Source organism: Aromatoleum buckelii (assembly GCF_012910785.2).
Taxonomy (GTDB): Bacteria; Pseudomonadota; Gammaproteobacteria; order Burkholderiales; family Rhodocyclaceae; genus Aromatoleum; species Aromatoleum buckelii.
Genome location: NZ_WTVH02000009.1, coordinates 181,888 through 203,951 on the forward strand (window position 1 = coordinate 181,888; position 22,064 = coordinate 203,951).

Annotated in this window: 21 protein-coding genes and 1 rRNA gene; 9 read left to right on the forward strand and 13 right to left on the reverse strand. The window is 65.4% G+C overall.

Features of this window, described 5'->3' with window-relative positions; genetic code table 11:
* Nucleotide 1 precedes the first annotated feature (1 nt).
* Both rrf and GO608_RS06945 read left to right on the forward strand, forming a co-directional pair.
* Nucleotides 2-115, forward strand: a 5S ribosomal RNA gene (gene rrf, locus GO608_RS06940).
* A 423-nt stretch (nt 116-538) separates the two neighbouring features.
* The gene (locus GO608_RS06945) at nt 539-988 is read left to right on the forward strand and encodes a MaoC family dehydratase (protein ID WP_169200570.1); all 450 of its coding nucleotides are present in this window, start codon (nt 539-541) and stop codon (nt 986-988) included.
* A 73-nt stretch (nt 989-1,061) separates the two neighbouring features.
* Here the strand turns inward: GO608_RS06945 and folE2 are convergent, their stop codons facing one another.
* From folE2 to GO608_RS06965, 4 genes are read right to left on the reverse strand one after another with little or no spacing between them, the layout of a single operon-like run.
* Complete coding sequence (folE2, locus tag GO608_RS06950) at nt 1,062-1,880, reverse strand: GTP cyclohydrolase FolE2 (protein ID WP_169200569.1); 819 nt, start codon at nt 1,878-1,880, stop codon at nt 1,062-1,064.
* Between the two features lie 53 nt (nt 1,881-1,933).
* The gene (dxs, locus tag GO608_RS06955) at nt 1,934-3,796 is read right to left on the reverse strand and encodes a 1-deoxy-D-xylulose-5-phosphate synthase (protein WP_169200568.1); all 1,863 of its coding nucleotides are present in this window, start codon (nt 3,794-3,796) and stop codon (nt 1,934-1,936) included.
* 24 nt (nt 3,797-3,820) lie between these two features.
* Complete coding sequence (locus tag GO608_RS06960; RefSeq protein WP_169200567.1) at nt 3,821-4,717, reverse strand: polyprenyl synthetase family protein; 897 nt, start codon at nt 4,715-4,717, stop codon at nt 3,821-3,823.
* Entirely contained in the window at nt 4,714-4,959 is a 246-nt protein-coding gene (locus GO608_RS06965) for an exodeoxyribonuclease VII small subunit (protein WP_041646310.1), read from the reverse strand. Before GO608_RS06965 ends, GO608_RS06960 begins: the two co-directional genes overlap by 4 nt.
* A gap of 129 nt (nt 4,960-5,088) precedes the next feature.
* Here GO608_RS06965 and GO608_RS06970 point away from each other — a divergent pair, with 129 nt between their 5' ends.
* On the forward strand, nt 5,089-6,189 hold the full coding sequence (locus GO608_RS06970; RefSeq protein WP_169200566.1) for an aromatic ring-hydroxylating oxygenase subunit alpha: 1,101 nt from the start codon (nt 5,089-5,091) through the stop codon (nt 6,187-6,189).
* Nucleotides 6,190-6,271: 82 nt separating this feature from the next.
* On the opposite strand, the gene ispH is transcribed toward GO608_RS06970, so the two are convergent.
* The 7 genes from ispH to tsaE are packed head-to-tail and all read right to left on the reverse strand — an operon-like array spanning nt 6,272 to nt 13,863.
* Nucleotides 6,272-7,210: a 4-hydroxy-3-methylbut-2-enyl diphosphate reductase gene (gene ispH / locus GO608_RS06975; RefSeq protein ID WP_169198765.1), complete on the reverse strand. Its 939-nt coding sequence runs from the start codon at nt 7,208-7,210 to the stop codon at nt 6,272-6,274.
* A 38-nt stretch (nt 7,211-7,248) separates the two neighbouring features.
* Nucleotides 7,249-7,677, reverse strand: a complete 429-nt coding sequence (locus GO608_RS06980) for an FKBP-type peptidyl-prolyl cis-trans isomerase (RefSeq protein ID WP_169198764.1) — start codon at nt 7,675-7,677, stop codon at nt 7,249-7,251.
* Nucleotides 7,674-8,225 (reverse strand): signal peptidase II, encoded by a 552-nt coding sequence (lspA, locus tag GO608_RS06985; RefSeq protein ID WP_247002917.1) that lies wholly within the window; start codon nt 8,223-8,225, stop codon nt 7,674-7,676. The genes GO608_RS06980 and lspA overlap by 4 nt, the downstream gene beginning before the upstream one ends.
* Nucleotides 8,218-11,037, reverse strand: a complete 2,820-nt coding sequence (gene ileS, locus GO608_RS06990; protein ID WP_169198763.1) for an isoleucine--tRNA ligase — start codon at nt 11,035-11,037, stop codon at nt 8,218-8,220. The genes lspA and ileS overlap by 8 nt, the downstream gene beginning before the upstream one ends.
* A gap of 16 nt (nt 11,038-11,053) precedes the next feature.
* Nucleotides 11,054-11,992 (reverse strand): bifunctional riboflavin kinase/FAD synthetase, encoded by a 939-nt coding sequence (locus GO608_RS06995; RefSeq protein WP_169198762.1) that lies wholly within the window; start codon nt 11,990-11,992, stop codon nt 11,054-11,056.
* Between the two features lie 60 nt (nt 11,993-12,052).
* On the reverse strand, nt 12,053-13,393 hold the full coding sequence (locus GO608_RS07000) for an N-acetylmuramoyl-L-alanine amidase (protein WP_425532292.1): 1,341 nt from the start codon (nt 13,391-13,393) through the stop codon (nt 12,053-12,055).
* Nucleotides 13,348-13,863, reverse strand: coding sequence for a tRNA (adenosine(37)-N6)-threonylcarbamoyltransferase complex ATPase subunit type 1 TsaE (tsaE, locus tag GO608_RS07005; RefSeq protein WP_169198761.1), 516 nt, complete (start codon nt 13,861-13,863; stop codon nt 13,348-13,350). The genes GO608_RS07000 and tsaE overlap by 46 nt, the downstream gene beginning before the upstream one ends.
* Before the next feature lie 36 nt (nt 13,864-13,899).
* On the opposite strand from tsaE, the gene queG reads away from it, so the two are divergent.
* The 3 genes from queG to GO608_RS07020 all read left to right on the forward strand — a co-directional run bounded on the left by queG (nt 13,900) and on the right by GO608_RS07020 (nt 16,682).
* Complete coding sequence (gene queG, locus GO608_RS07010; protein WP_211159408.1) at nt 13,900-14,937, forward strand: tRNA epoxyqueuosine(34) reductase QueG; 1,038 nt, start codon at nt 13,900-13,902, stop codon at nt 14,935-14,937.
* Between the two features lie 97 nt (nt 14,938-15,034).
* Nucleotides 15,035-15,838, forward strand: coding sequence for a glutamate racemase (gene murI, locus GO608_RS07015; RefSeq protein WP_011238332.1), 804 nt, complete (start codon nt 15,035-15,037; stop codon nt 15,836-15,838).
* Between the two features lie 73 nt (nt 15,839-15,911).
* Nucleotides 15,912-16,682 (forward strand): SDR family NAD(P)-dependent oxidoreductase, encoded by a 771-nt coding sequence (locus GO608_RS07020; protein ID WP_247002919.1) that lies wholly within the window; start codon nt 15,912-15,914, stop codon nt 16,680-16,682.
* Between the two features lie 30 nt (nt 16,683-16,712).
* Here the strand turns inward: GO608_RS07020 and GO608_RS07025 are convergent, their stop codons facing one another.
* A complete protein-coding gene (locus GO608_RS07025; protein ID WP_169198759.1) occupies nt 16,713-17,570 on the reverse strand; it encodes a sulfurtransferase in 858 nt (285 codons plus the stop codon).
* Nucleotides 17,567-17,929 carry a SpoIIAA family protein gene (locus tag GO608_RS07030; RefSeq protein WP_169198758.1) on the reverse strand — a complete coding sequence of 121 codons (363 nt, stop codon included), beginning with the start codon at nt 17,927-17,929 and terminating at the stop codon, nt 17,567-17,569. The genes GO608_RS07025 and GO608_RS07030 overlap by 4 nt, the downstream gene beginning before the upstream one ends.
* A gap of 159 nt (nt 17,930-18,088) precedes the next feature.
* Here GO608_RS07030 and glpK point away from each other — a divergent pair, with 159 nt between their 5' ends.
* Genes glpK through GO608_RS07045 form a run of 3 tightly spaced genes read left to right on the forward strand, consistent with a single transcriptional unit; the run spans nt 18,089 to nt 22,040 of the window.
* Complete coding sequence (glpK, locus tag GO608_RS07035) at nt 18,089-19,579, forward strand: glycerol kinase GlpK (protein WP_169198757.1); 1,491 nt, start codon at nt 18,089-18,091, stop codon at nt 19,577-19,579.
* Complete coding sequence (locus GO608_RS07040) at nt 19,576-21,210, forward strand: glycerol-3-phosphate dehydrogenase/oxidase (RefSeq protein WP_169198756.1); 1,635 nt, start codon at nt 19,576-19,578, stop codon at nt 21,208-21,210. Before glpK ends, GO608_RS07040 begins: the two co-directional genes overlap by 4 nt.
* Entirely contained in the window at nt 21,207-22,040 is an 834-nt protein-coding gene (locus tag GO608_RS07045; protein ID WP_169198755.1) for a DMT family transporter, read from the forward strand. Before GO608_RS07040 ends, GO608_RS07045 begins: the two co-directional genes overlap by 4 nt.
* Nucleotides 22,041-22,064 lie beyond the last annotated feature (24 nt).

Below are 22,064 nucleotides of genomic sequence, written 5' to 3' on the forward strand. Positions count from 1 at the left end.
GTCTGACGACCATAGCCTCCTGGCCCCACCCCTTCCCATCCCGAACAGGACCGTGAAACAGGAGCGCGCCGATGATAGTGCCCACTGCGGGTGCGAAAGTAGGTCATCGTCAGACTACCCCTTGCACCGAAAAGCCGCTTCCCCCTCCACGGGAAAGCGGCTTTTTGCTGCCTATTCGCCGCAGAAAAGAGCTTGCGCCGCGCCGGCGACGCGTCTGCGCCCGCTACCCGGCGAGGACGTCGCGTTGCGCTGCGCGCCCCCCGCCCCCGGCGTGACTTGCCGAGCGCGTTGCAGACCGAATCCTGCCTGCGGCTCATGCCGCCGTGTCTGCACAACGCGATGCCTTGGCTCCAATAGCCCCGTTCAGGATGCCTATCCAGCCTTAACGCCTACCTAGTCCTGGGAGCACGATCATCGGATCCCGGTACAGAATGTCTTCGGAATTTCGGATATGCTCCGGAAACCTAATTCGACAGCGAATAACCATGCAGGTCGTCGTCGGATTTCATGCTATTAACGAGCTAAAACGGGATGCAAGATGAGTGAAGCGGTCCGCGATTTTTCGCAGTGCTATGGTCATGATTTCGAGGATCTCAAAATAGGTATGTCAGCGGCGATCGGGCGTACCGTCACGGAGGCGGATATCGCTATGTTTGCCGGTATTTCGGGTGATACGAATCCCGTTCACCTCGACGGCGAATTCGCGGCCTCGACGATGTTTGGCGAACGCATCGCTCATGGAATGCTGTCGGCGAGCTTCATTTCCGCAGTGTTCGGTACGAAGCTGCCAGGACCGGGATGCATCTACCTCGGGCAGTCGCTGAACTTCAAGGCACCGGTGAAAGTCGGCGAAACGGTAGTCGCCCGGGTGACAGTACGCGAACTCGTGACTCACAAGCGCCGGGCGTTCTTTGATACTGTCTGTACGGTGGCCGGAAAAGTGGTACTCGAAGGCCATGCGGAGATCTATCTCCCCGCCAGGCAATAACGGTCTTCCTCGCTAGCAGCAGCGAGGGCGTGGCCGATGAGCGACTACGCCACTTCCGGGATGAGCGCGGGCTTCAGTTCGCGCCAAGACCCAAGCGCTTGTCGCATTCAATCAGCGCATATGCGGAATGGTTGTGGATGGATTCGAAGTTTTCGGACTCCACGCGGTAGCAGTCGATGCGAGGCTCGGCATTCAGAAGACCAGCGACGTCCCGAACCATGTCCTCGACAAACTTTGGATTGTCGTATGCGCGCTCGGTCACGTATTTTTCGTCCGGGCGCTTCAGTAGGCCGTAGAGCTGGCAGGAAGCCTGGCTTTCCACCAGCTGTACGAGTTCTTCGATCCAGAGAAAACTGTTGGTTTGAGCAGTGACGGTGACGTGAGAGCGCTGATTGTGCGCGCCATATTCCGAGATTTTTTTCGAGCACGGGCACAAGCTCGTTACCGGCACGACGGTCTTCATCGTGAAACTGTACGCGCCCCCTTCCCGTATTTCTGCCGTAAACGTCACCTCATAGTCCATGAGGCTCTGAACTCCCGAGATCGGGGCGGCCTTGTTGATGAAATAGGGGAAGGTGAGTTCGATCTGGCCGGTCTCGGCTTCAAGGCGTTTGACCATTTCACGCAGCATCGGCTCGATGGACTCGACCGAAATCTCCCGCTCGTTCCCATTGATGATCTCGATGAAGCGCGACATGTGGGTCCCCTTGAAATTATGAGGGAGGCCGACGTACATGTTGAAAACGGCAATCGTGTGCTGCACGCCGCCGTTCTTGTCGCTGACTCGAACTGGATGACGAATGGATTTTATGCCGACCTTGTCGATGGCCAGTTTACGGCTGTCGTTGAGATTTTGGACGTCGGGAATGGCATGAGCCTTTTGGGAAGTCATCTGCTGTTCTCTGTGAAGCCGGTAGTGAATCCTATCATTCCCGACAAAAACACTCAACTATTGTCAGGGTAGGCACGCCTTATTGCGGCCACCATGCCCGCAGCGTCAAGCTCGACCGACTCGAGGAGCTGAGACTGGTCTCCGTGGTCGATGAAGGTGTCCGGCAAGCCCAGACGCAGCAGCCGGGGACGGTTTGTCAGGTTTTCCAGCACTCTCGCCACCTCCGATCCGGCGCCTCCGATGACCGCATTTTCCTCGAGGGTGACGAGGAGGTCGTGACCGGCGGCAAGTTCCTCGATAAGCGCGACGTCGAGCGGTTTGACGAAACGCATGTTGGCGACGGTCGCGTCGAGTTGCTCGGCGGCCTGCAGTGCATTGAGGAGCAGGCTGCCGAAGACGAGCAGCGCGATGCGCTGGCCGTTTCGGCGGATCTCGCCCTTGCCGATCGGAAGTGCCGCCATTGCGGTTTCCGGCTCCACCTGCATTCCGGTGCCGCGCGGGTATCGCACCGCGGCGGGTCCGTTGTGGCGGTAAGCCGTGTAGAGCATCTGCCGGCACTCGTTTTCATCGGCAGGCGCCATGACAACGAGGTTGGGAATGCAGCCGAGGTAGGAGAGGTCGAAGGCTCCGTGATGCGTGGCGCCGTCGGCCCCGACGAGTCCGGCGCGATCGATCGCAAACACCACGGGGAGGTTTTGCAGCGCGATGTCGTGGATGAGCTGGTCGTAGGCGCGTTGCAGGAAGGTCGAATAGATCGCCACGACGGGTTTGAAGCCTTCGCACGCGAGGCCTGCGGCGAACGTCAGCGCGTGCTGCTCGGCTATTCCTACATCATAGTAGCGATCCGGGTATTCCTGTGCGAACCGCACCATCCCGGAGCCTTCGCGCATCGCGGGGGTGATGCCGACGACTTTTTCGTCCTGGGCGGCGATGTCGCACAGCCAGTCGCCGAACACCTGCGTGTACGTGAGTTTGGCGGCGCCTTTGGCGGTCTGGATGCCCGCTGTATGGTCGAATGTCGAGACCCCGTGGTAAAGGACGGGATCTGCTTCGGCGAGCTTGTAACCTTGTCCCTTGCGCGTGATGACGTGCAGGAAGTGCGGACCGTTGAGCTTGCGCAGGTTCTGCAGTGTCGGGATCAGGGCGTCGAGGTCATGCCCGTCGATCGGGCCGTAATAATGGAAGCCGAACTCCTCGAACAGCGTTCCCGGGGTGATCAGGCCCTTCACATGCTCTTCGACCTTGCGGGCGAAGTCGAGCATCGGCTGGGACACGCCGAGCACTTTTTCGCCGGCACGGCGCGCGGCATTGTAGGTCCGGCCCGAAAACATGCGGGCGAGGATTTTCGTCAGCGCGCCGACCGGGGGCGATATCGACATTTCGTTGTCGTTGAGAATCACCAGCAGGTTGATGTCGCGCATGTCTCCGGCATTATTCAGGGCTTCGAAGGCCATGCCGGCCGACATCGCGCCATCGCCGATCACCGCAATTGAGCGCCGCTGCTCGCCCCGGTTGCGCGCGGCCACCGCCATTCCCAGCGCGGCCGAGATCGAGGTCGACGAGTGCGCGGTGCCGAACGTGTCGTAGCTGCTTTCCGAGCGGCGCGGGAAGCCCGAAATTCCGCCCCACTGCCGCAGCCTGCTCATTGCCTCGCGTCGGCCGGTGAGGATCTTGTGCCCGTAGGTCTGGTGGCCCACGTCCCACACGATGCGGTCCTCCGGCGTGTCGAAAATGTAGTGCAGCGCGATCGACAGCTCGACCGTGCCGAGGTTGGAAGACAGGTGTCCGCCGGTCTTCGAGACCGACTCGATCAGAAATGCGCGCAGCTCCGCGGCCAGGGCCGGGAGTTCGCGACGGTCCAGCTGGCGCAGATCAAACGGTGAGTCGATGCGGTGAAGCAGGGGGTACGGGGGCATGTGCAGGTCCGGCGGAATCGGAATTCAGAATCTTCGATGGACGATGAAAGTGGCGAGTTCGTCGAGTCTGGCGGCCTGGGATCCGAAAGGCGTGAGGGCTTCACGGGCGTCGGCAAGCAGCGATTCGGCGAGCGCGCGCGCTTCCGTCATGCCGAGGAGAGTTACGTAAGTCGGTTTGTTATTGTCGGCGTCCTTGCCGGCTGTTTTTCCGAGCGTCGCCGTGTCGGACTGCGTATCGAGGATGTCGTCGACGACCTGGAACAGCAGGCCCACAAGCTTCCCGTAGTGATCGAGGCGTTCCAGGCGGTCGGAGTCGAGGCTGGTGCCGCATGTTGCCCCCAGGAGGATCGAGGCCCGGATCAAGGCGCCGGTCTTGTGGATATGCATGTATTCGAGCTCTTCGCGGCTAAGCTGTTTCCCGACTGCGGCAAGGTCGATCGCCTGCCCGCCCGCCATGCCGCGCGAGCCGGAGGCGCGTGCGAGCTGGGCGATCATCGCCAGCTGTTCCGACGGGTCATCGCTTAGCGGATGCTCGGAGAGGGACTGGAAGGCGAGCGCCTGCAGCGAATCCCCCACGAGCAACGCGGTCGCGTCATCGTATTCGACATGCACGGTCGGTTTCCCGCGCCGCAGCACGTCATTGTCCATGCAGGGCAAGTCGTCGTGGACCAGGGAATAGGCGTGAATCAGCTCGACGGCACACGCAACTTTGTCCAGCCGCTCCAAGGCAGCACCGACGAGTCCTCCTGCCGCATGGACGAGCAGCGGCCTGATGCGCTTGCCGCCGCCGAGCACGGCGTAGCGCATCGCCTCGTGGAGCCGGGCGGGAGCGATGTTAGCGTCGGGGAGAAGGTTTTCCAGTGCAGTTTCGGAGCGTCGCTGGATGGCTTCCATCCAGGCCAAAAAATTCGTGTGGCTCATTCCTGGTCCCTCATGTCTTCAGCCGGATTCCGCGGCGCCAGAACATCGTTTTCCAGCTGGCGCACCCGCTGTTCGGCAGCTTGCAGAGTTTCCTGACAGTGTTTCAGCAGGTTGGCGCCGCGTTGATACCGTTCCAGCGCCTGTTCGAGCGAGATTGCTCCGCTTTCCATTTCCTGAACAATCGCTTCGAGTTCGGCAATGGCGGATTCGAAGGATTTCGGCGCAGTTGGGGCCTTGGCCATGATTCGAAGCCGTGCAAAATAAAAGGGGGAAAAGTAACCGATCGGGCTACTGGCGGTCAAACAACTTCTCTAATAGAATCATCCGCTCATTTTTCCGAATTTCTTGGAATTTACAGGGGAGGTTCGGGGATGTCCGATCTCGCATCCAAGGCCAAAACGGCCCCGGCGATTTCCCAGTTGCCGGTTTCGATGTACTTCGACGAAAAAATCTTCGAACTGGAGAAGCGCCTGTTGTTCCAGGGCGGGGCGGGATATGTCGGCCACGAGTTGATGGTACCGGAAGTGGGGAACTATCGCTCTCTGGAATGGCTGGACCACTCCAGGTTGCTGTTTCGCACGCAGGACGGCATCCATCGCCTTTCGAACGTCTGCCGTCACCGTCAGGCAATCATGTTGCAGGGGGCGGGCACTGCCGAACGGATCGTCTGCCCGGTCCACCGCTGGACGTACGACCAGCAGGGCCGCCTGCTCGGTGCACCGCGTTTCCCCGAGAACCCCTGCCTCGACCTCAAGCGTGATGCGCTGGAAAACTGGCGTGGTCTGCTGTTCGCCGGTCCGCGCTCGGCCCGAGCCGATCTGGCGGGAATGGAGATGGCGCCGGAACTCGACTTTTCAGGCTTCAAGCTCGATCGCGTCGAGATTCACGAGTGCAATTACAACTGGAAGACGTTCATCGAGGTGTACCTCGAGGACTACCACGTCGTGCCCTACCACCCTGGCCTGGGACGCTTCGTCAGCTGTGACGACCTGACCTGGCAATTCGGCGACTGGTACTCGGTGCAGCGTGTCGGCATCACTTCGCTGGCCAAACCGGGTTCGAACGCATACCGGAAGTGGCATGAGGCGATCCTCGCCTATTACGGCGACAGCCGGCCGGCCCAGGGCGCGATCTGGCTGACGTATTACCCGAATGTGATGGTGGAGTGGTATCCGCACGTGCTCGTCGTCAGCACGCTGATCCCGCGCGACGTGAATAGGACGACGAACGTTGTCGAGTTTTATTATCCCGAGGATATCGTCGAGTTCGAACGCGAGTTCGTCGCAGCCGAACAGGTCGCCTACATGGAAACCGCGATCGAGGACGACGACATCGGCGAGCGCATGGACCGGGGTCGCCGGGCATTGCTGCAGGAAGGGCGCGACGAGGTCGGGCCGTACCAGTCGCCGCTCGAGGACGGGATGCGGCATTTCCATGAGTTCTACCGACGCATCCTCGGGCCGCATCTCTGATTGTGGGCGGGCGGGGAGGGACGTCGGTACCGCGCCCGGCGATCCCGCTCGGTGAAATGCCGGGGCGCGTGCTGGCGGGAGTTCAGCCCGGAGTCTGAAGCTCGCGCGGCAGCGGGAAGGTTACGCGCTCGGGCACTCCCTCGAGCGTGCGCACCGAGCTTGCCCCCAACTCCTTGAGGCGTTCGACGACCGCATCGACGAGCACTTCCGGCGCCGATGCCCCGGCGGTCACGCCGACACGTTTCTTGTCTTCGAGCCATGCCGGGTCGATCCCTGCCGCGTTATCCACCAGATATGCCGGCACGCCGAGCAGTTCGGCAACTTCGCGCAGGCGGTTCGAATTCGAACTGTTGCGCGAACCGACGACGAACACGATATCGACTCGCGGCGCCATGAACTTGACCGCGTCCTGGCGGTTCTGCGTCGCATAGCAGATGTCATCCTTCTTAGGGCCGACGATCGCCGGGAAACGGGCTCGGAGTGCGGCGACGAGCGTCGCGGCGTCATCGACCGACAAGGTTGTCTGTGTGACGTACGCAAGGTGCTGAGGGTCGGCGACCTTCAGGTTCGCGACGTCCTCGACGACCTCGACGAGGTGAATGCCGTCACCGACCTGTCCCATTGTCCCTTCGACTTCGGGGTGACCCTTGTGTCCGATCATCACGATCTCGCGCCCCTGCTCGCGCAGGCGTGCGACTTCCAGATGAACTTTGGTCACCAGCGGGCAGGTCGCGTCGAAAACTCGCAGGCCGCGTCTTTGCGCTTCGCTGCGCACGGCTTGCGGCACCCCGTGCGCGCTGAAGATCACGGTCTGGCCGGTCGGCACTTCGTTGAGGTTTTCGACAAAAATCGCGCCCTTCGCGCGAAGCCCGTCGACGACGAACTTGTTATGCACGACTTCATGGCGTACGTAGATCGGCGCACCGAAACGAGCGAGCGCCTGCTCGACGATCTCGATCGCGCGCTCGACGCCCGCACAGAAGCCGCGCGGATTTGCGAGCAGGATTTCCTTGTCGTTCATGGCTGGTTCCTGTGGAGGCCGAGGCCGTTAGCGGACGCTCAAAGAACGCCGATCACTTCCACTTCGAAGCGGATCGTCTTGCCGGCGAGGGGGTGGTTGAAATCGACGACCGCGAACGTTTCATTGATTTCCCGCACCAGCCCCGAATAGCGGGAACCGTTCGGGGCGCCGAATTCCATGATCGTCATCGGTTCGATCTCCTCTTCGGGCATGTGCTCGCGTTTCACACGCTCGACTAGCTCGGGATTGTGGGGGCCGAACGCATCTTCGGGCGCGAGCGTGAACAAGTGATGCTTGCCAACCTCGATGCCTGCGAGCAGGCGCTCGAGGCTGGGAAGCAGCTCTCCGGCGCCCAGCTGCAGCGTCGCTGGCGTGGCTTCGAAGGTGCTGATCAGCGGCTGGCCGTTTTCCATGGCGATGCGGTAGTGCAGCGTCACCAGGCTGTCGGGTTGGACGATCTGGGTCACGAGGGGTTCTCCGAAGTGGATGTGTCGCGGGAGGCGTCGCGAGGTGAGCGGAACTGCGCCCACAGCATCAGGGCGACGCCGACAGTGATGGCGGAATCGGCGACGTTAAAGGCCGGCCAGCCGTGGCGGCCGATATGGAAGTAGAGGAAATCGACCACTGCGCCATGCACGATGCGGTCGATGACATTGCCGACCGCTCCGCCGATGATGAGGCTGAACGCCAGCGGCAGCGCGCGTTCACGCTGGTGATGACGCAGCATCGCGAGCAGCCAGCCGCAGACGACGAGCGCGAGCGCAATGAAGAACCAGCGCTGCCAGCCCGAATGGTCCGCAAGAAAGCTAAATGCCGCGCCCGGGTTGTAGACCAGGACGAGCTGGAAGAAGCCCGTGACGGGCACCGCCTCGCCGAAGTCGAGCCGCGACAGCACCAGCCATTTCACGAACTGGTCCAGCGCCACGACCAGCGCAGCCAGTTCGAGCCAGCCGAAGAAGCGTCGCGTCAGCGCTTGCCGCGCGGCTGGCGCGGGTTCCCGGGAGGGTTCAGGCATGCGTGCGGCTTTCCCCGTCGCCATGGAGGTTCGTGCGGCAGCGTCCGCACAGCTCCGGGTGATCGGCATCGACGCCGACGTCTTCACGGAAATGCCAGCAGCGACCGCACTTCTGGTGACTCGATGGCGCAGCGTCCACGCCTTCATCGGCTTCGGTTTTGACGCGCACCAGTTCCGCGCGGGACGTGATCAGCACGAAATGCAGATCTGCGCCGACACTCGCGAGCGCGTCGAAACGCGCGCCGCTCGCGTGCACGCGCACTTCGGCCTGCAGCGAAGCGCCGATCCTGCCGTCGCTGCGCAGGCTTTCGAGCACTTTCTGCACCTCCGCCCTCGCGCTGCGGATCAGCTCCCACCGCGCGAGGATTTCATTGCCTCGCGCGAGTTCGGGCAATTCGTGCCAAGTGTGCAGCATCACGCTGTCGTCGGCGTCGTTGCCGGTCACCCGCCAGATCTCCTCGGCGGTGAAGCTCAGGATCGGCGCCATCATCCGGGTGATCGCCTGAGTGATGTGCCACAGCGCGGTCTGGGCGGCGCGGCGCGCGCGGGAGTCGGCTTTCGTCGTGTACAGGCGGTCCTTGAGGATGTCGACGTAGAACGCGCCCAGATCCTCGGCGGCGAAGTTCTGCAGCGCCTGCACGATCTTGTGGAACTCGAAGCGCGCGTAGTCCCCCGTGACCTGCTCCTGCAGGCGGCGAGTCAGCGCGAGTGCGTAGTGGTCGATGTCCAGCCACTCCTCGACCGGCACGGCGTCGCGGGCGATGTCGAAGTCGGCAGTGTTGGCGAGCAGGAAGCGCAGCGTGTTGCGCAGGCGGCGATAGACTTCGACGACACGGTCGAGGATCTCCTTCGAGATCGTGAGCTCGCCCGAATAATCGGTGGCGGCGACCCACAGGCGCAGGATCTCGGCGCCGAGCTTGTCCGAGACTTCCTGCGGCGCGACGACGTTGCCTTTCGACTTCGACATCTTCTTGCCTTGGCCATCGACGACGAAGCCGTGCGTCAGCAGGGCGTCGTACGGGGCACGCCCGTCGATCGCGCAGCCGGTCAGGAGCGACGAGTGGAACCAGCCGCGGTGCTGGTCCGAGCCTTCGAGATAGAGGTCTGCGGGCCACTGGCTATCGGCAGCGTGCGAGCCGCGCAGTACCGTCCAGTGCGTCGTGCCCGAGTCGAACCAGACGTCGAGCGTGTCGCGCATCTTGTCGTACTGCGCGACGTCGCTGCCGAGCAGTTCCGCCGCGTCGAGCTTGAACCAGGCGTCGATGCCGTGCTGTTCGACGCGCTGCGCGACTTGCTCGAGCAGGTCGAGCGAGCGCGGATGCGGTTCGCCGGTTTCCTTGTGCAGGAACAGCGGAATCGGCACGCCCCAGTTGCGCTGTCGCGATACGCACCAGTCGGGCCGGTTCGCGATCATCGAATGCAGCCGCGCCTTGCCCCACGCGGGATAGAACTGCGTCTCGTCGACGGCCTTCAGCGCCAGTTCGCGCAGCGTCGCGCTGCCCGGGTCGACCGCTTCGCGTCCCGGCAGGCGGTCCATGCCGACGAACCATTGCGTCGTCGCGCGATAGATCACCGGCGTCTTGTGGCGCCAGCAGTGCATGTAGCTGTGCGTCAGCGTGCCCGAGGCGAACAGGCTGCCGACTTCGGCGAGCTTGTCGACGATCTTCGGGTTCGCGTCCCACACCGACAGGCCGCCGAAGAACGGCAGGCTTTCGTGGAACACGCCGTCGCCCTGCACCGGGTTGAGGATGTCGTCGTTGCGCATGCCGTAGCGCATGCAGGACTGGAAGTCGTCCAGGCCGTACGCGGGCGCGCTATGCACGATGCCGGTACCGGCGTCGGCCGCGACGTAGTCGCCGAGGAAGACCGGCGAGAGGCGGTCATAGAACGGGTGGCGAAACTGGATGCGGTCGAGCGCCACGCCACGCGCGGCGGCGAGGACTCGCCCTTCGAGTGAATAGCGTTCGAGGGCCGAGGCGCGCAGTTCGGCGGCGAGGATCAGCAGACCCTTTGGCGTTTCGACCAGTTCGTACATCAGCTCGGGATGCACGTTGAGCGCCTGGTTGGAGGGAATCGTCCACGGCGTCGTCGTCCAGATCACCGCATACACGGGGTGATCGGGCAGCGCATCGAGGCCGAACGCGTGCGCGAGCTTGGTCCGTTCGGCCGTGTCGAGCGGGAAGCCTACGTCGATCGCCGGCGATTTCTTGTCCTGGTACTCGACTTCGGCCTCGGCGAGCGCCGAACCACAGTCGAAGCACCAGTTCACCGGCTTCAGTCCCTTGAACAGGAAGCCTTTGCGGAACATCTCGCCGAGCGCGCGGATCTCGTCCGCTTCGTTCGAGAAGTTCATCGTGCGGTACGGGTTGTCCCAGTCGCCGAGCACGCCGAGGCGGATGAAGTCCTTCTTCTGCCGCTCGATCTGCTCGCCCGCGTACTCGCGGCACAATTCGCGCGCCCGATCGGCGGGCAGGTGCTTGCCGTGCTGCTTCTCGATCTGGTGCTCGATCGGCAGGCCGTGGCAGTCCCAGCCCGGCACGTACGGCGCGTCGAAACCGGCGAGCGTCTTCGAGCGGACGATGATGTCCTTGAGGATCTTGTTCACCGCGTGGCCGATGTGGATGTCGCCATTCGCATACGGCGGCCCGTCGTGCAGGACGAACTTCGGCCGCCCGGCCGCCGCCTTGCGGATCTTCTGGTACAGCTTCTTCGCTTGCCAGTCGGCGACCCAGCCCGGTTCGCGCTTCGCGAGATCGCCGCGCATCGGGAACGGGGTGTCTGGCATGTTCAGGGTCTTGCGGTAATCAGCCATGATGGTGTTTTCGGCCTCAGGGGCGAATCGGGTGTTGTGCGAACCAGGCGCGCGCATTTTCGGCGTCCCGGGCAATCTGGGCGATGAGGGCGTCGAGCGATTCGAACTTGGCTTCGTCGCGCTGCTTGTTGAGGAAATGGATGCGCAGATGGGCGCCGTAACAGTCGCGGCCCCAGTCGAAGAGATGGACTTCAAGCGTCGGACGCCCCGACGCGGTTATCGTCGGCCGCACGCCGATGCTCGCGACGCCTGCGACGAGTTCCGCGGCGAGTCCTTCGACGGCGACCGCGAACACGCCGGACAACGCCGGCCGGCGATGTTTCATCTGGATGTTGACGGTCGGATAGCCAAGCGTGCGGCCGATCTTGTCGCCGTGCACGACACGCCCGGCGATGCTGTAGGGCCGGCCCAGCAGCCGCGCGGCATGGGCGAGATCGCCTTCCGCGAGCGCTTCCCGCACCGCCGAGCTCGACGCGCGTTCTCCGCCGACATCCAGCGTCGGCATCGCTTCGACCGCGAACCGGTGGCTGGCGCCGCGTGCCTGGAGCAACGCGAAGTCGCCCTGGCGCTTCACGCCGAAACGGAAGTCGTCGCCGATGATCAGGTGGCGCACGCCGAGGCCGCGCACGAGGATGTCGTCGATGAACTGGTCGGCGGTCAGCGCCGCGAGGCGCGCGTCGAAGCGGCAGACGTGGACCCGGTCGACGCCGCAGCTGGCGAGCAGCAGCAGCTTTTCGCGCAGCGACGCGAGGCGCGCCGGGGCGTCGGCCGGGGAGAAATATTCACGCGGATGGGGTTCGAACGTGAGCACCACCGCCGGCAGGGCCAGCGAACGGGCCTTGTCGGTGAGCAGCTTGAGCAGCGCCTGGTGGCCGCGGTGCACCCCGTCGAAATTGCCGATGGTGAGGACCGAGGACTGCGCCGCGCGCTCCGGAATCCCGCGAAAAACCTGCATGACCGCCCGAAAAAGCGGTAATTATAACGGCAACGCGAGCGCTCTGGCGGTTCGCGCCGGTCAGTCCACCTGCGCGACCCGGGTTGGCCCGAGCGGCGGGTTGTCCTTGAAGTAGCGGCGCAGGCCCCGCATGATCGCTTCGGCCATCTTGTCCTGATAGGCGTCGTCGTTCAGGCGCCGCTCTTCCTCCGGGTTGCTGATGAAGGCGGTCTCGACGAGGATCGACGGGATGTCCGGCGCCTTCAGCACCGCGAAGCCGGCCTGTTCGACGTGCGCCTTGTGCAGCGTGTTGATGTCACCGAGCTCGTTCAGCACCGCCTTGCCGAGCTTCAGGCTGTCGTTGATCGTCGCCGTCTGCGACAAGTCGAGCAGCGTGCGCGCGAGATGGCCTTCCTGTTTCGCGAGATTCACGCCGCCGATCAGGTCGGCGTCGTTTTCCTTCTGCGCGAGCCAGCGCGCGGCCGAACTCGAGGCGCCGCTTTCCGACAGCACGAACACCGAGCTGCCACGTGCTTCGGGCCGGACGAAAGCGTCGGCGTGGATCGACACGAAAAGGTCGGCCTGTACGCGTCGTGCCCGCGTCACGCGCTGGCGAAGCGGCACGAAATAGTCGCCATCGCGCGTCAATACCGCGCGCATGTTCGTCTCGGCGTCGATCTTCCGCTTCAGCCGTCGGGCGATCGACAGCGTGACGTTTTTTTCGAAGCTACCGCGCCGCCCAACCGCGCCGGGATCCTCGCCGCCGTGGCCGGGGTCGAGCGCGACCGTGAGCAGCCGGTTCGCGGGCGGACGTCTCTGGCGTTTTGCCCTGTCCTGCACGGCGGCCTGCTGCACCGGCGCGTCGTCGCTTCCGGCAGGGGCGGTATCGCCGGCGGCGGCATCGAGCGGCGAGGATTTTTCGATCAGCGCGAGCAGCGGGTCGACCGGCACGGTGGGATACAGATCGAGCACCAGGCGGTGACGGTAATCGCCGACCGGCTGGAGCGTGAATATCTGTGGAGTGATCTCGTTCTTCAGTTCGACGACCAGCCGCACCACCCCGGGGCGATTCTGCCCGGCGCGAATCAGCCGGATATACGGGTCGGACTCAAGCACCTTTGATGGCAAGGTCTGCAGCACGCTGTCGAGTTCGACATCTTCGAGATCGACGACGAGGCGGTCGGGATCCTTGACGAGAAGGTGGCTGAACTTCAGTTGGCGGCTGCCTTCGAGCGTGATGCGCGTGTAATCGTCAGCGGGCCAGACACGCACTGCGACGAGGCTCGCCGCGGCGGCGACCGGACTCACCAGCAGCACAAGGGCGCCGCCGGCAAACTTCAGAAGGTCGCGCCGGCCGAATTTCGACGTGGCGGGCATCACGGAGCGGGCCGGTTCAATTCCGAGTTCAGTTTTCTTGTACATGTCCGTCCTGCCTCCGTCAGCGCAGAGGCCTCGAGGCGCCGACCCGTGCCGGCGACGACAAGGCGCACTTCCACGTCCGCCGGTGCGAGATACGGGCTGGCTTTGTCGGGCCATTCCACGAGACACACGCCGGGGCCGCCGAAGTACTCGTCGAGCCCTGCTTCCAGATATTCTTCGGGTACTGCGAAGCGATAAAAATCAAAGTGATATAAGTTTAATCTAGAAAGAACATAAGGTTCAATCAAGGTGTAGGTCGGGCTTTTTACTTTTCCGTCGTGACCGAGGGCGCGCAGCACGCCGCGGACCAGCGTCGTCTTCCCGGCGCCGAGGTCCCCGCGCAGGTAAATCACCAATCCGGCGTGCAGGGCAGGTGCGAGTGCTGCGCCGGCAGCTTCGGTGTCGGTTTCGTCATCGAGCTGCGCGATGAATCCGCAGCCGTTATCATCTGCCGGGTGAAGAATCCGAATCATCAGGGTGCCTCCGGGCACGCCGCGCCGCACGAATCGCTGACGACCGTCGCGGAGCAGTTGGATATATGGGCCAGGGAACTGGGTTTCGCTGCCGTCGGCGTCGCGGACATCGATCTTGCCGGCGCCGAGCCGGGCTTGGCGGCGTGGCTCGCCAGCGGTTATCACGGCGAGATGGATTATATGGCGCGTCACGGCATGAAGCGGGCGCGCCCTGCCGAACTGGTTCCGGGCACGCTGCGCGTCATCAGCGTCCGCATGAATTACTGGCCGCAGGGCGCCGACGCGCAAGCTGCGCTCGACGAGCCCGCGCAGGCCTATGTGTCCCGCTACGCGCTCGGGCGCGACTACCACAAGCTGATGCGCACACGCCTGCAGAAGCTCGCCGAGCGCATCGCCGCCGCGGCGCCGCACGGCTACCGGGTCTTCGTCGACTCCGCGCCGGTGCTGGAGGTCGAACTCGCGACGCGCGCCGGGCTGGGCTGGCGCGGCAAGCACACGCTCACGCTCGACCGCTCGGCCGGTTCGTTCTTTTTCCTCGGCGAGATCTTCACCGACTTGCCGCTGCCGGTCGACGTGCCGACCAAACCCCATTGCGGCTCCTGTCGTGCCTGCCTCGACGCCTGTCCGACCGGGGCGATCGTGGAGCCGTACCGAGTAGACGCTCGCCGCTGCATCTCGTACCTCACGATCGAGCTGAAAGGGGCGATCCCCGAGGATCTGAGACCGCTGATCGGCAATCGCATCTACGGCTGCGACGACTGCCAGCTGGTATGTCCGTGGAACCGCTTCGCGCAGCTCACCGCCGAGCCCGATTTTGCGCCGCGCCACGGTCTCGACCGCGCGAGCCTGGTGGAACTCTTTCGCTGGACCGAGCCCGATTTCTCTGCGCGCATGGCGGGGAGCGCGATTTACCGCATCGGCTTCGAGCGCTGGTTGCGCAATCTCGCCGTGGCGCTCGGCAATGCCCCCACGTCGCCCAGCATCGTTGCGGCGCTGCGCTCCCGGGCCGACGACTCGTCGGAGCTGGTGCGCGAGCACGTCGCCTGGGCGCTGAAGCGGCACGGCGCTGACTAGCGCGGGTTCTGCGGAAGGCCCGCCATAGGCAGGCGACGGTCTGTCCCCGACCGATTGCGGCTAGAATCCCGCGCTTCCAACCGCTCCGGGCTTCCTCGTGAATTCTTCGCGACCAATAGGCGTTTTCGATTCCGGCATCGGCGGGCTTACGGTCGTGCGTGCGCTGATGGAACGGCTGCCGCTCGAACATATCGTCTACTTCGGCGACACCGCGCGCGTTCCGTATGGCGTCAAGTCGGTCGCGACGATCCGCCACTTTACCGAACAGATCACCGATTTCCTGCTGCAGCAGGATGTCAAGATGCTGATCGTCGCGTGCAACACGATGGCGGCGGTCGCGGCCGAAACCGTGCGCCAGCGTGCGGGCTCCATCCCTGTGCTGGATGTCATCGAAGCCGGAGCGCAGGCTGCGGTCGCGCAGTCGCGCAGTCGCGGCATCGGCGTCATCGGCACGCCGACGACGGTCAATAGCAACGCCTACGCGCGACGCATCCACGCGCTCGACTCCGGCGCACGCGTCTATTCGCAGGCCTGTCCGCTGTTCGTGCCGCTCGTCGAAGAGGGCTGGCTCGACCATCCCGTGACGCGGCTGACCGCGCAGGAATACCTCAAGCCGGTGCTCGCCGAGGAAGTCGACAGCCTCGTGCTCGGCTGCACGCATTACCCGTTGCTGAAGCCGCTGCTGCGCGATGTCGTCGGCCCGGGCGTGCGGCTCGTGGACTCCGCGCTGACGACCGCGGAACTCGCCGCGGCGAAACTGCACGCGCTCGGCCTCGCGAACACGCATCCGGGCGAAGCGACGTACCGGTTCGTCGTCACCGACGTGCCGCTGCGCTTCCAGACGATCGGCGAACGCTTTCTCGGCCGTTCACTCGGCGAGGTCGAGAAGCTCGACTGGTAGCGAGCGCCGGCGCAGCTTTCCGGCCGCTGCGCTGCGCAGCCTTTTTTCGTGAACTAAGCTTCAGGCAGACGCGATGCGCCCGGACGAGCGCCGCGATGCGGAGGAGGCGGACATGGAGCAGCAGCGCAAACTTGCGGTGATCGTGGGTGCCGGACCGGGGCTGGGCTGCGCGCTCGGACGGCGTTTCAGCAAGGCGGAGATGAACGTCGCGATGGCGGCCCGCGACGTCGCGCGGTTGGAGTCGCTGACGATGGAGTGCGCGGCGATCGGGCATGGCGCGAAAGCGTATTCGTGCGATGCCGGCGACGAGAAATCCGTCGAGGAGCTCTTCAGTCAGGTGCGCGCCGAGTTCGGCGAGCCGGACGTCGTGATCTACAACGCCGGCGCCTTCGTGCCGCGTGCCCTTCTCGAAACCACCGCCGAAGAGTTCGAGCGCTGCTGGCGCATCGGCTGCATGGGAGGGTTTCTCGTCGGGCGCGCAGCGGCCCGCTCGATGCTGGAAAGGATCGGGCGCGGCGGGCGCGGCGGCACGATCCTCTTCACCGGCGCGACGGCGAGCCTGCGCGGCAGTGCGGGTTTCCACAACCTCGCGGTCGGGAAGTTCGGGCTGCGGGCGCTCGCCCAGAGCATGGCGCGCGAGCTGCAGCCGGAGGGCATTCACGTCGCGCATGTGATCATCGACGGGCGCATTCGCCCACCGTCCAGCATCGAACACAGCGCAGAAGCGAGCGACGACATGCTCGACCCGTCGGCGATCGCGGAAGCCTATTTCCAGCTGCATTGCCAGCCGCGCAGCGCCTGGACGCACGAAATGGACCTGCGTCCGTGGGTCGAGAAATTCTGAAGGCCGGTTGCCGGAATCTATCAGGGCGTCCTATTCCTCCGGGCCGGTCGCGATCGGTCGGCGCGGATCGGCGCACCACTCGCTCCACGACCCCGCGTAAAGCCGCGACCCGGACAGGCCCGCCGACTCCATCGCCAGCAGGTTGTGGCAGGCGGTCACGCCGGACCCGCACTGGTGGACGACGCGGTGCGCGTCGCGCCCCTTCAGCAGCGCGCCGAATTCCTCGCGCAGCACCGAAGCCTGCTTGAAACAGGCGCCCCCGATGAGGTTGTCGCGGAAAAACCGGTTTTTCGCTCCCGGAATGTGGCCGCCGACCGGATCCAGCGGTTCGTTCTCGCCCCGAAAGCGATCCGGGCTGCGGGCGTCGATGAGCAAGATCTCGTCGGTATAGAGGTGGTCGAGCACGAACGCGGCGTCGACGACGGCGGGCTGCAGCGAAAGCGAGTAGGTCGTGGGTTGGACGGACGGAGTTTTGATCGTCAGGGCCTGCCCCGCCGCGCACCACGCGACGAGGCCGCCATCGAGGACCGCGACGCGGCGGTGGCCGAGCCAGCGCATCATCCACCACAGCCGGGCCGCGAACATGCCGCCGGCGTCGTCATAGGCGATCACCTGGGTGTCGTTGCCGATGCCGATGCGCCCGAGCCGGGCGGCGAAGTCGGCCGGATCGGGGAGGGGGTGACGTCCGTTGGTGCCGGTCATGCGGCCCGACAGGTCGTCGTCGAGATGCAGGAAATGCGCGCCCGGCAGGTGGCCGCGCTCGTACGCCGCCCGTCCGAAGCCGGGGTCGGCGAGATCATGCCGGCAATCGACGATGCGCCAGTCGGGGTCGTCGAGCTGATCCACCAACTCACGAGCGCCGATCAGCGTGCTGTACGAAGCGTTCACTGCGCGGGCTCCGCGGCCGCCTCCAGCCAGCTGCGCGCTTCGGTTTCGTCGGCAAAGACAAGCACTTCTGCTTCGACGAAGAGCTGCGAGATCCACGCGCTCCAGGTCAGCCACTGGTCTTCGGTCAACACCGCGATGCGGCCGAAATCCCGGGCGTGGCGCCGCGAGAACTTGATTTCTTCCCATGCGACATCCAGCGTGAAGCCGGCCATCTGGCGCAGGTCGAAGAGCAGGTTGACCGGGCCTTCGAACTGCACCTTGTAATTGACGATCTCTTCGAACTCCTTGTAGTCGGCGAGGGTGAATTCGCCGAAGACGGCGACGGAGACGAGGTTGGGCTGGTGGTCGGTGGTGATCATGGCTGCCTCCGCAGGGCCATTGAATTATGCGGACTACTATAGTCCCGGCCGATGGGCGCTTCAATCACGATGTCCGCCGCCGACAGACCATCGCCCGGGATGGTCACGCGGACGGGCGCGCGGTAGTCTTGCGTCATCGCGAGCACAGCCGGAGGCGTCATGAGTTATCTGCTGGCCCTGGACCAGGGCACGACGAGCTCGCGGGCGCTCGTGCTGGACCGCGATGGGCAGGTGAAAGGGGTCGCCCAGCAGACGTTCGCGCAGCACTACCCGCAGCCGGGCTGGGTCGAGCACGATCCGACGCAGATTCTCGCGACCCAGTTCGATTGCGCGCGCACCGCGCTGGCGCGGGCCGGCGTCGCCGCTTCTGCGCTGGCTGCGGTTGGCATCACGAACCAGCGTGAAACCACCTTGCTGTGGGAACGGGCGACGGGCCGGGCGCTTGGGCCGGCGATCGTCTGGCAGGATCGGCGCACTGCGGCGGTATGCGATAGGCTGCGCGAGGCCGGTCACGCCGACATGATCCGCGCGAGCACCGGGCTCGAGCTCGACGCCTATTTCTCCGCTACGAAGCTCGCCTGGCTGCTGGACCATGTCCCCGGCGCGCGCGCCCGGGCCCGGGCGGGCGAACTGGCGTTCGGCACCGTCGACAGCTGGCTGGTCTGGCATCTCAGCGGCGGGGCGCTGCACGTGACCGACGCCGGCAATGCGTCGCGAACGATGCTGTTCAACATCCACCGCTGCGAGTGGGACGAAACGCTGCTCGCGCTGCTCGACATTCCGCCCGCGCTGTTGCCACGCGTCGTCGACAGCAGCGGAGTGTGCGGCACCACCTGCGCCGACGTGCTCGGCGCGGCGGTACCGATCGCCGGCATCGGCGGAGACCAGCAGGCAGCGACGTTCGGCCAGGCATGCTTTGCCCCGGGGATGGCGAAAAACACTTACGGCACTGGCTGCTTCCTGCTGATGAACACCGGCACGGCGCCGGTGACGTCGACGAACCGCCTGCTGACGACGATCGGGTGGCGTTCGCGGGGCGAGACCTGTTACGCGCTCGAAGGCAGCATTTTCATCGGTGGCGCGCTGGTGCAGTGGCTGCGCGACGGGCTGGGGCTGATCAGGCGCGCCGAGGATGTCGAGGCGCTCGCCGCGAGCGTCCAGGACAGCGAGGGCGTCGTGCTGGTGCCGGCGTTTACCGGGCTTGGCGCACCGTACTGGGACGCGTACGCGCGCGGCACGTTGTTCGGGCTGACCCGCGGCACGGGTGCTGCGCACATCGCCCGTGCGGCCCTCGAGGCGATCGCGCTGCAGACGGTCGATCTCGTCGCCGCGATGGACCGTGACGGCGCCGGGCCGCTGGCCGAACTGCGAGTCGATGGCGGCGCGGCGGCAAATGATCTGCTGATGCAGATCCAGGCGGATCTGCTCGGGGTTCCGGTGGTCCGTCCGAAGATGCTCGAGACCACTGCGCTCGGAGCGGGGTATCTCGCCGGGCTGGGAGTGGGGATGTGGTCCGGCATCGACGAGCTTGCGTCGCACTGGCGCGCCGAACGCCGCTTCGAGCCGCTGATGGCTGAAGATCGGCGCGAGGCGGCAATCGCGCGCTGGCGGCGGGCGGTGGAACGGGCGCGGGGCTGGGCCTCGGCATGAGCGCAGGCGGCGAGGAGGAAGGCGTCCGTGCGGCGCCGGATAGTCTTCATGCGCACGCCCGATCCGCTGCGGCAGAGCGCCGGCTTGCCCGCACGGCGTTGCTCCATCGCCTGCGCCAGTCGCAGCGCTGGGACGTGGTCGTCATCGGCGGCGGTGCGACCGGGCTCGGATGCGCAGTCGATGCCGCCGCACGCGGCTATTCGACGCTGCTCGTCGAAGCGTACGACTTCGCGAAAGGAACCAGTTCACGCGCGACGAAGCTGATTCACGGCGGCGTGCGTTATCTTGCCCGGGGTGAGCTGGGGCTGGTGCGTGAAGCCCTGGCCGAGCGTTCGCGGCTGCTTGCGAATGCACCTCACCTCGTTCATCCGCTGCGTTTCGTCGTGCCGGCTTATCATTGGCACGACCGGGCGCGGTTCGGGCTGGGGCTCGGGTTCTACGATCTGCTTGCCGGCATTCACGGCATCGAACGCAGCCGCATGCTCGACGCGGCCGCGACAGCCGCGGCGCTGCCGGGTCTGAATCCCGCCGGGCTGAGGGGCGGGATCGCCTACTGGGACGCCCAGTTCGACGACGCGCGGCTGGCGATCGCGCTGATGCGCACGGTCTTCGACCTGGGCGGCCTGGCACTCAACTACCTGCCGGTCGACGATCTGATCCTCGAAGCCGGCCGCGTGCGCGGGGTCATTGCACGGGATGCGGAGAGCGGCGAGGTTTTCCGCATCGCTGCCCGCGTCGTCATCAACGCGACCGGTGTATGGGCCGACGCGGTGCGGCGTCTGGAACGTCCCGCGGCCAGTGCCCTGGTGCGTCCGAGCCAGGGCGTGCACGTCGTCGTCGACCGGAGTTTCCTGCCTGGCGATACCGCGCTGCTGGTGCCGGAGACGTCGGACGGACGCGTGCTGTTCGTCATTCCATGGCAAGGCAAGGTCCTGATCGGGACGACCGATACGCCTCGCTCCGACGTTCCTCTGGAGCCTGACGCGCTGCCCGGTGAAGTGGATTTCATCCTCGCGACCGCGGCCCGCTATCTCGCGCCGGCGCCGACACGGGCCGACGTGCGCAGCCTCTTCGTCGGCCTGCGGCCGCTGGTCGGTGAGGACGAGAGGACAGCGACGCACCGCCTGTCGCGCGAACATTGCATCGAGGTGTCGCCCGGCGGGCTGGTGACGATCACCGGCGGCAAATGGACGACGTACCGGCGGATGGCCGAGGAAACGATCCACCAGGCTTGCGCCGTCGGAATGCTGCCGCGACGCCCGGCAGCCACCGCCGCGCTGCGCCTGCATGGCGCGACGCCCGGCTTTTCCGGCGATTGCTACGGCAGCGATCGGGCTGTCGTCGACCTGCTGCCCGGTGCCGCGCGGCGCATACAGGACGGCCTGACGCTGACCGAGGCTGAGGTGCGTCATGCCGCGCGGTTCGAGCTTGCGCGCAGCGTCGAGGACGTGCTGGCGCGCCGGCATCGCGCGCTGGTTCTCGATGCTGCGCGGGCTGCCGCGGCAGCACCGGCGGTCGCGGGGCTGCTCGCCGAGGAACTCGGACACGATGCGCAGTGGTGCGTGGACGAGGTCGCACGCTTTCGCGCGCTGGCGATCCGCTATGGCGCGCCGGCTGGAGAACGCCCGTGACGAAAATCCGCGCGATATCGCTGACGGCGGTCGCGATGCTCGCGTTCGCTGCGAACTCGGTGCTGTGCCGGCTCGCGCTGCAGCAGGAGGCGATCGACGCCGCGAGCTTCACCGTGATCCGCCTGCTGTCGGGCGCGCTGGCATTGGCGCTGCTGCTCGGCGCGCGCGGCGTTCCGCCTGCGCGAGCGGGGAACTGGCGCTCCGCGTTCGCGTTGTTCGCGTATGCCGCGGCCTTTTCGTTCGCGTACGTGTCATTGCCGACCGGCATCGGCGCGCTGCTGCTGTTCGCGGCGGTGCAGGCGACGATGATCCTCACCGGGCTCGTGCGTGGCGAGCGGCTGGCGAGGACGCAACTGGTCGGGCTGCTGCTCGCGTTCGGCGGGTTCATCCATCTGCTGTCGCCGGGCCTGTCCGCGCCGCCGCTCGGCGGAGCGCTGCTGATGATCGGCGCCGGTGTCGCGTGGGGCGTCTATTCGCTGCGCGGGCGCGGCACCGGAAACCCGCTCGCAGCGACCGCCGGAAACTTCCTGCGCACTGTGCCGATGGCGATCGGCCTGGCGATGCTCGGTATCGGCAGCGTGAATATCCAGTCGTCCGGCGTGCTGTACGCGGTGCTGTCGGGGGCGTTGGCGTCCGGTGCGGGGTATGTTGTCTGGTATGCCGCGCTGGGCGGCCTCAGCGCGACCGGCGCGGCGACTGTGCAGCTCAGTGTGCCGGTGATCGCCGCGCTCGGCGGCGTGCTGCTGCTCGGCGAAGTCGTGACGTTGCGGCTTGTACTGGCTTCGGTGGCGATTCTCGGAGGCGTTGCGATCGTGCTGCGCGGGCGTTGAGGGCGGCGGGGCCGTCGGGCGGCG

Coding starts and splice junctions, on each gene's coding strand:
- GO608_RS06945 (WP_169200570.1), top strand. CDS start 539: ATGAGTGAAGCGGTCCGCGATTTTTCGCAGTGCTATGGTCATGATTTC.
- folE2 (WP_169200569.1), bottom strand. CDS start 1,880: ATGACTTCCCAAAAGGCTCATGCCATTCCCGACGTCCAAAATCTCAAC.
- dxs (WP_169200568.1), bottom strand. CDS start 3,796: ATGCCCCCGTACCCCCTGCTTCACCGCATCGACTCACCGTTTGATCTG.
- GO608_RS06960 (WP_169200567.1), bottom strand. CDS start 4,717: ATGAGCCACACGAATTTTTTGGCCTGGATGGAAGCCATCCAGCGACGC.
- GO608_RS06965 (WP_041646310.1), bottom strand. CDS start 4,959: ATGGCCAAGGCCCCAACTGCGCCGAAATCCTTCGAATCCGCCATTGCC.
- GO608_RS06970 (WP_169200566.1), top strand. CDS start 5,089: ATGTCCGATCTCGCATCCAAGGCCAAAACGGCCCCGGCGATTTCCCAG.
- ispH (WP_169198765.1), bottom strand. CDS start 7,210: ATGAACGACAAGGAAATCCTGCTCGCAAATCCGCGCGGCTTCTGTGCG.
- lspA (WP_247002917.1), bottom strand. CDS start 8,225: ATGCCTGAACCCTCCCGGGAACCCGCGCCAGCCGCGCGGCAAGCGCTG.
- ileS (WP_169198763.1), bottom strand. CDS start 11,037: ATGGCTGATTACCGCAAGACCCTGAACATGCCAGACACCCCGTTCCCG.
- GO608_RS06995 (WP_169198762.1), bottom strand. CDS start 11,992: ATGCAGGTTTTTCGCGGGATTCCGGAGCGCGCGGCGCAGTCCTCGGTC.
- GO608_RS07000 (WP_425532292.1), bottom strand. CDS start 13,393: ATGTACAAGAAAACTGAACTCGGAATTGAACCGGCCCGCTCCGTGATG.
- tsaE (WP_169198761.1), bottom strand. CDS start 13,863: ATGATTCGGATTCTTCACCCGGCAGATGATAACGGCTGCGGATTCATC.
- GO608_RS07020 (WP_247002919.1), top strand. CDS start 15,912: ATGCGCCCGGACGAGCGCCGCGATGCGGAGGAGGCGGACATGGAGCAG.
- GO608_RS07030 (WP_169198758.1), bottom strand. CDS start 17,929: ATGATCACCACCGACCACCAGCCCAACCTCGTCTCCGTCGCCGTCTTC.
- glpK (WP_169198757.1), top strand. CDS start 18,089: ATGAGTTATCTGCTGGCCCTGGACCAGGGCACGACGAGCTCGCGGGCG.
- GO608_RS07040 (WP_169198756.1), top strand. CDS start 19,576: ATGAGCGCAGGCGGCGAGGAGGAAGGCGTCCGTGCGGCGCCGGATAGT.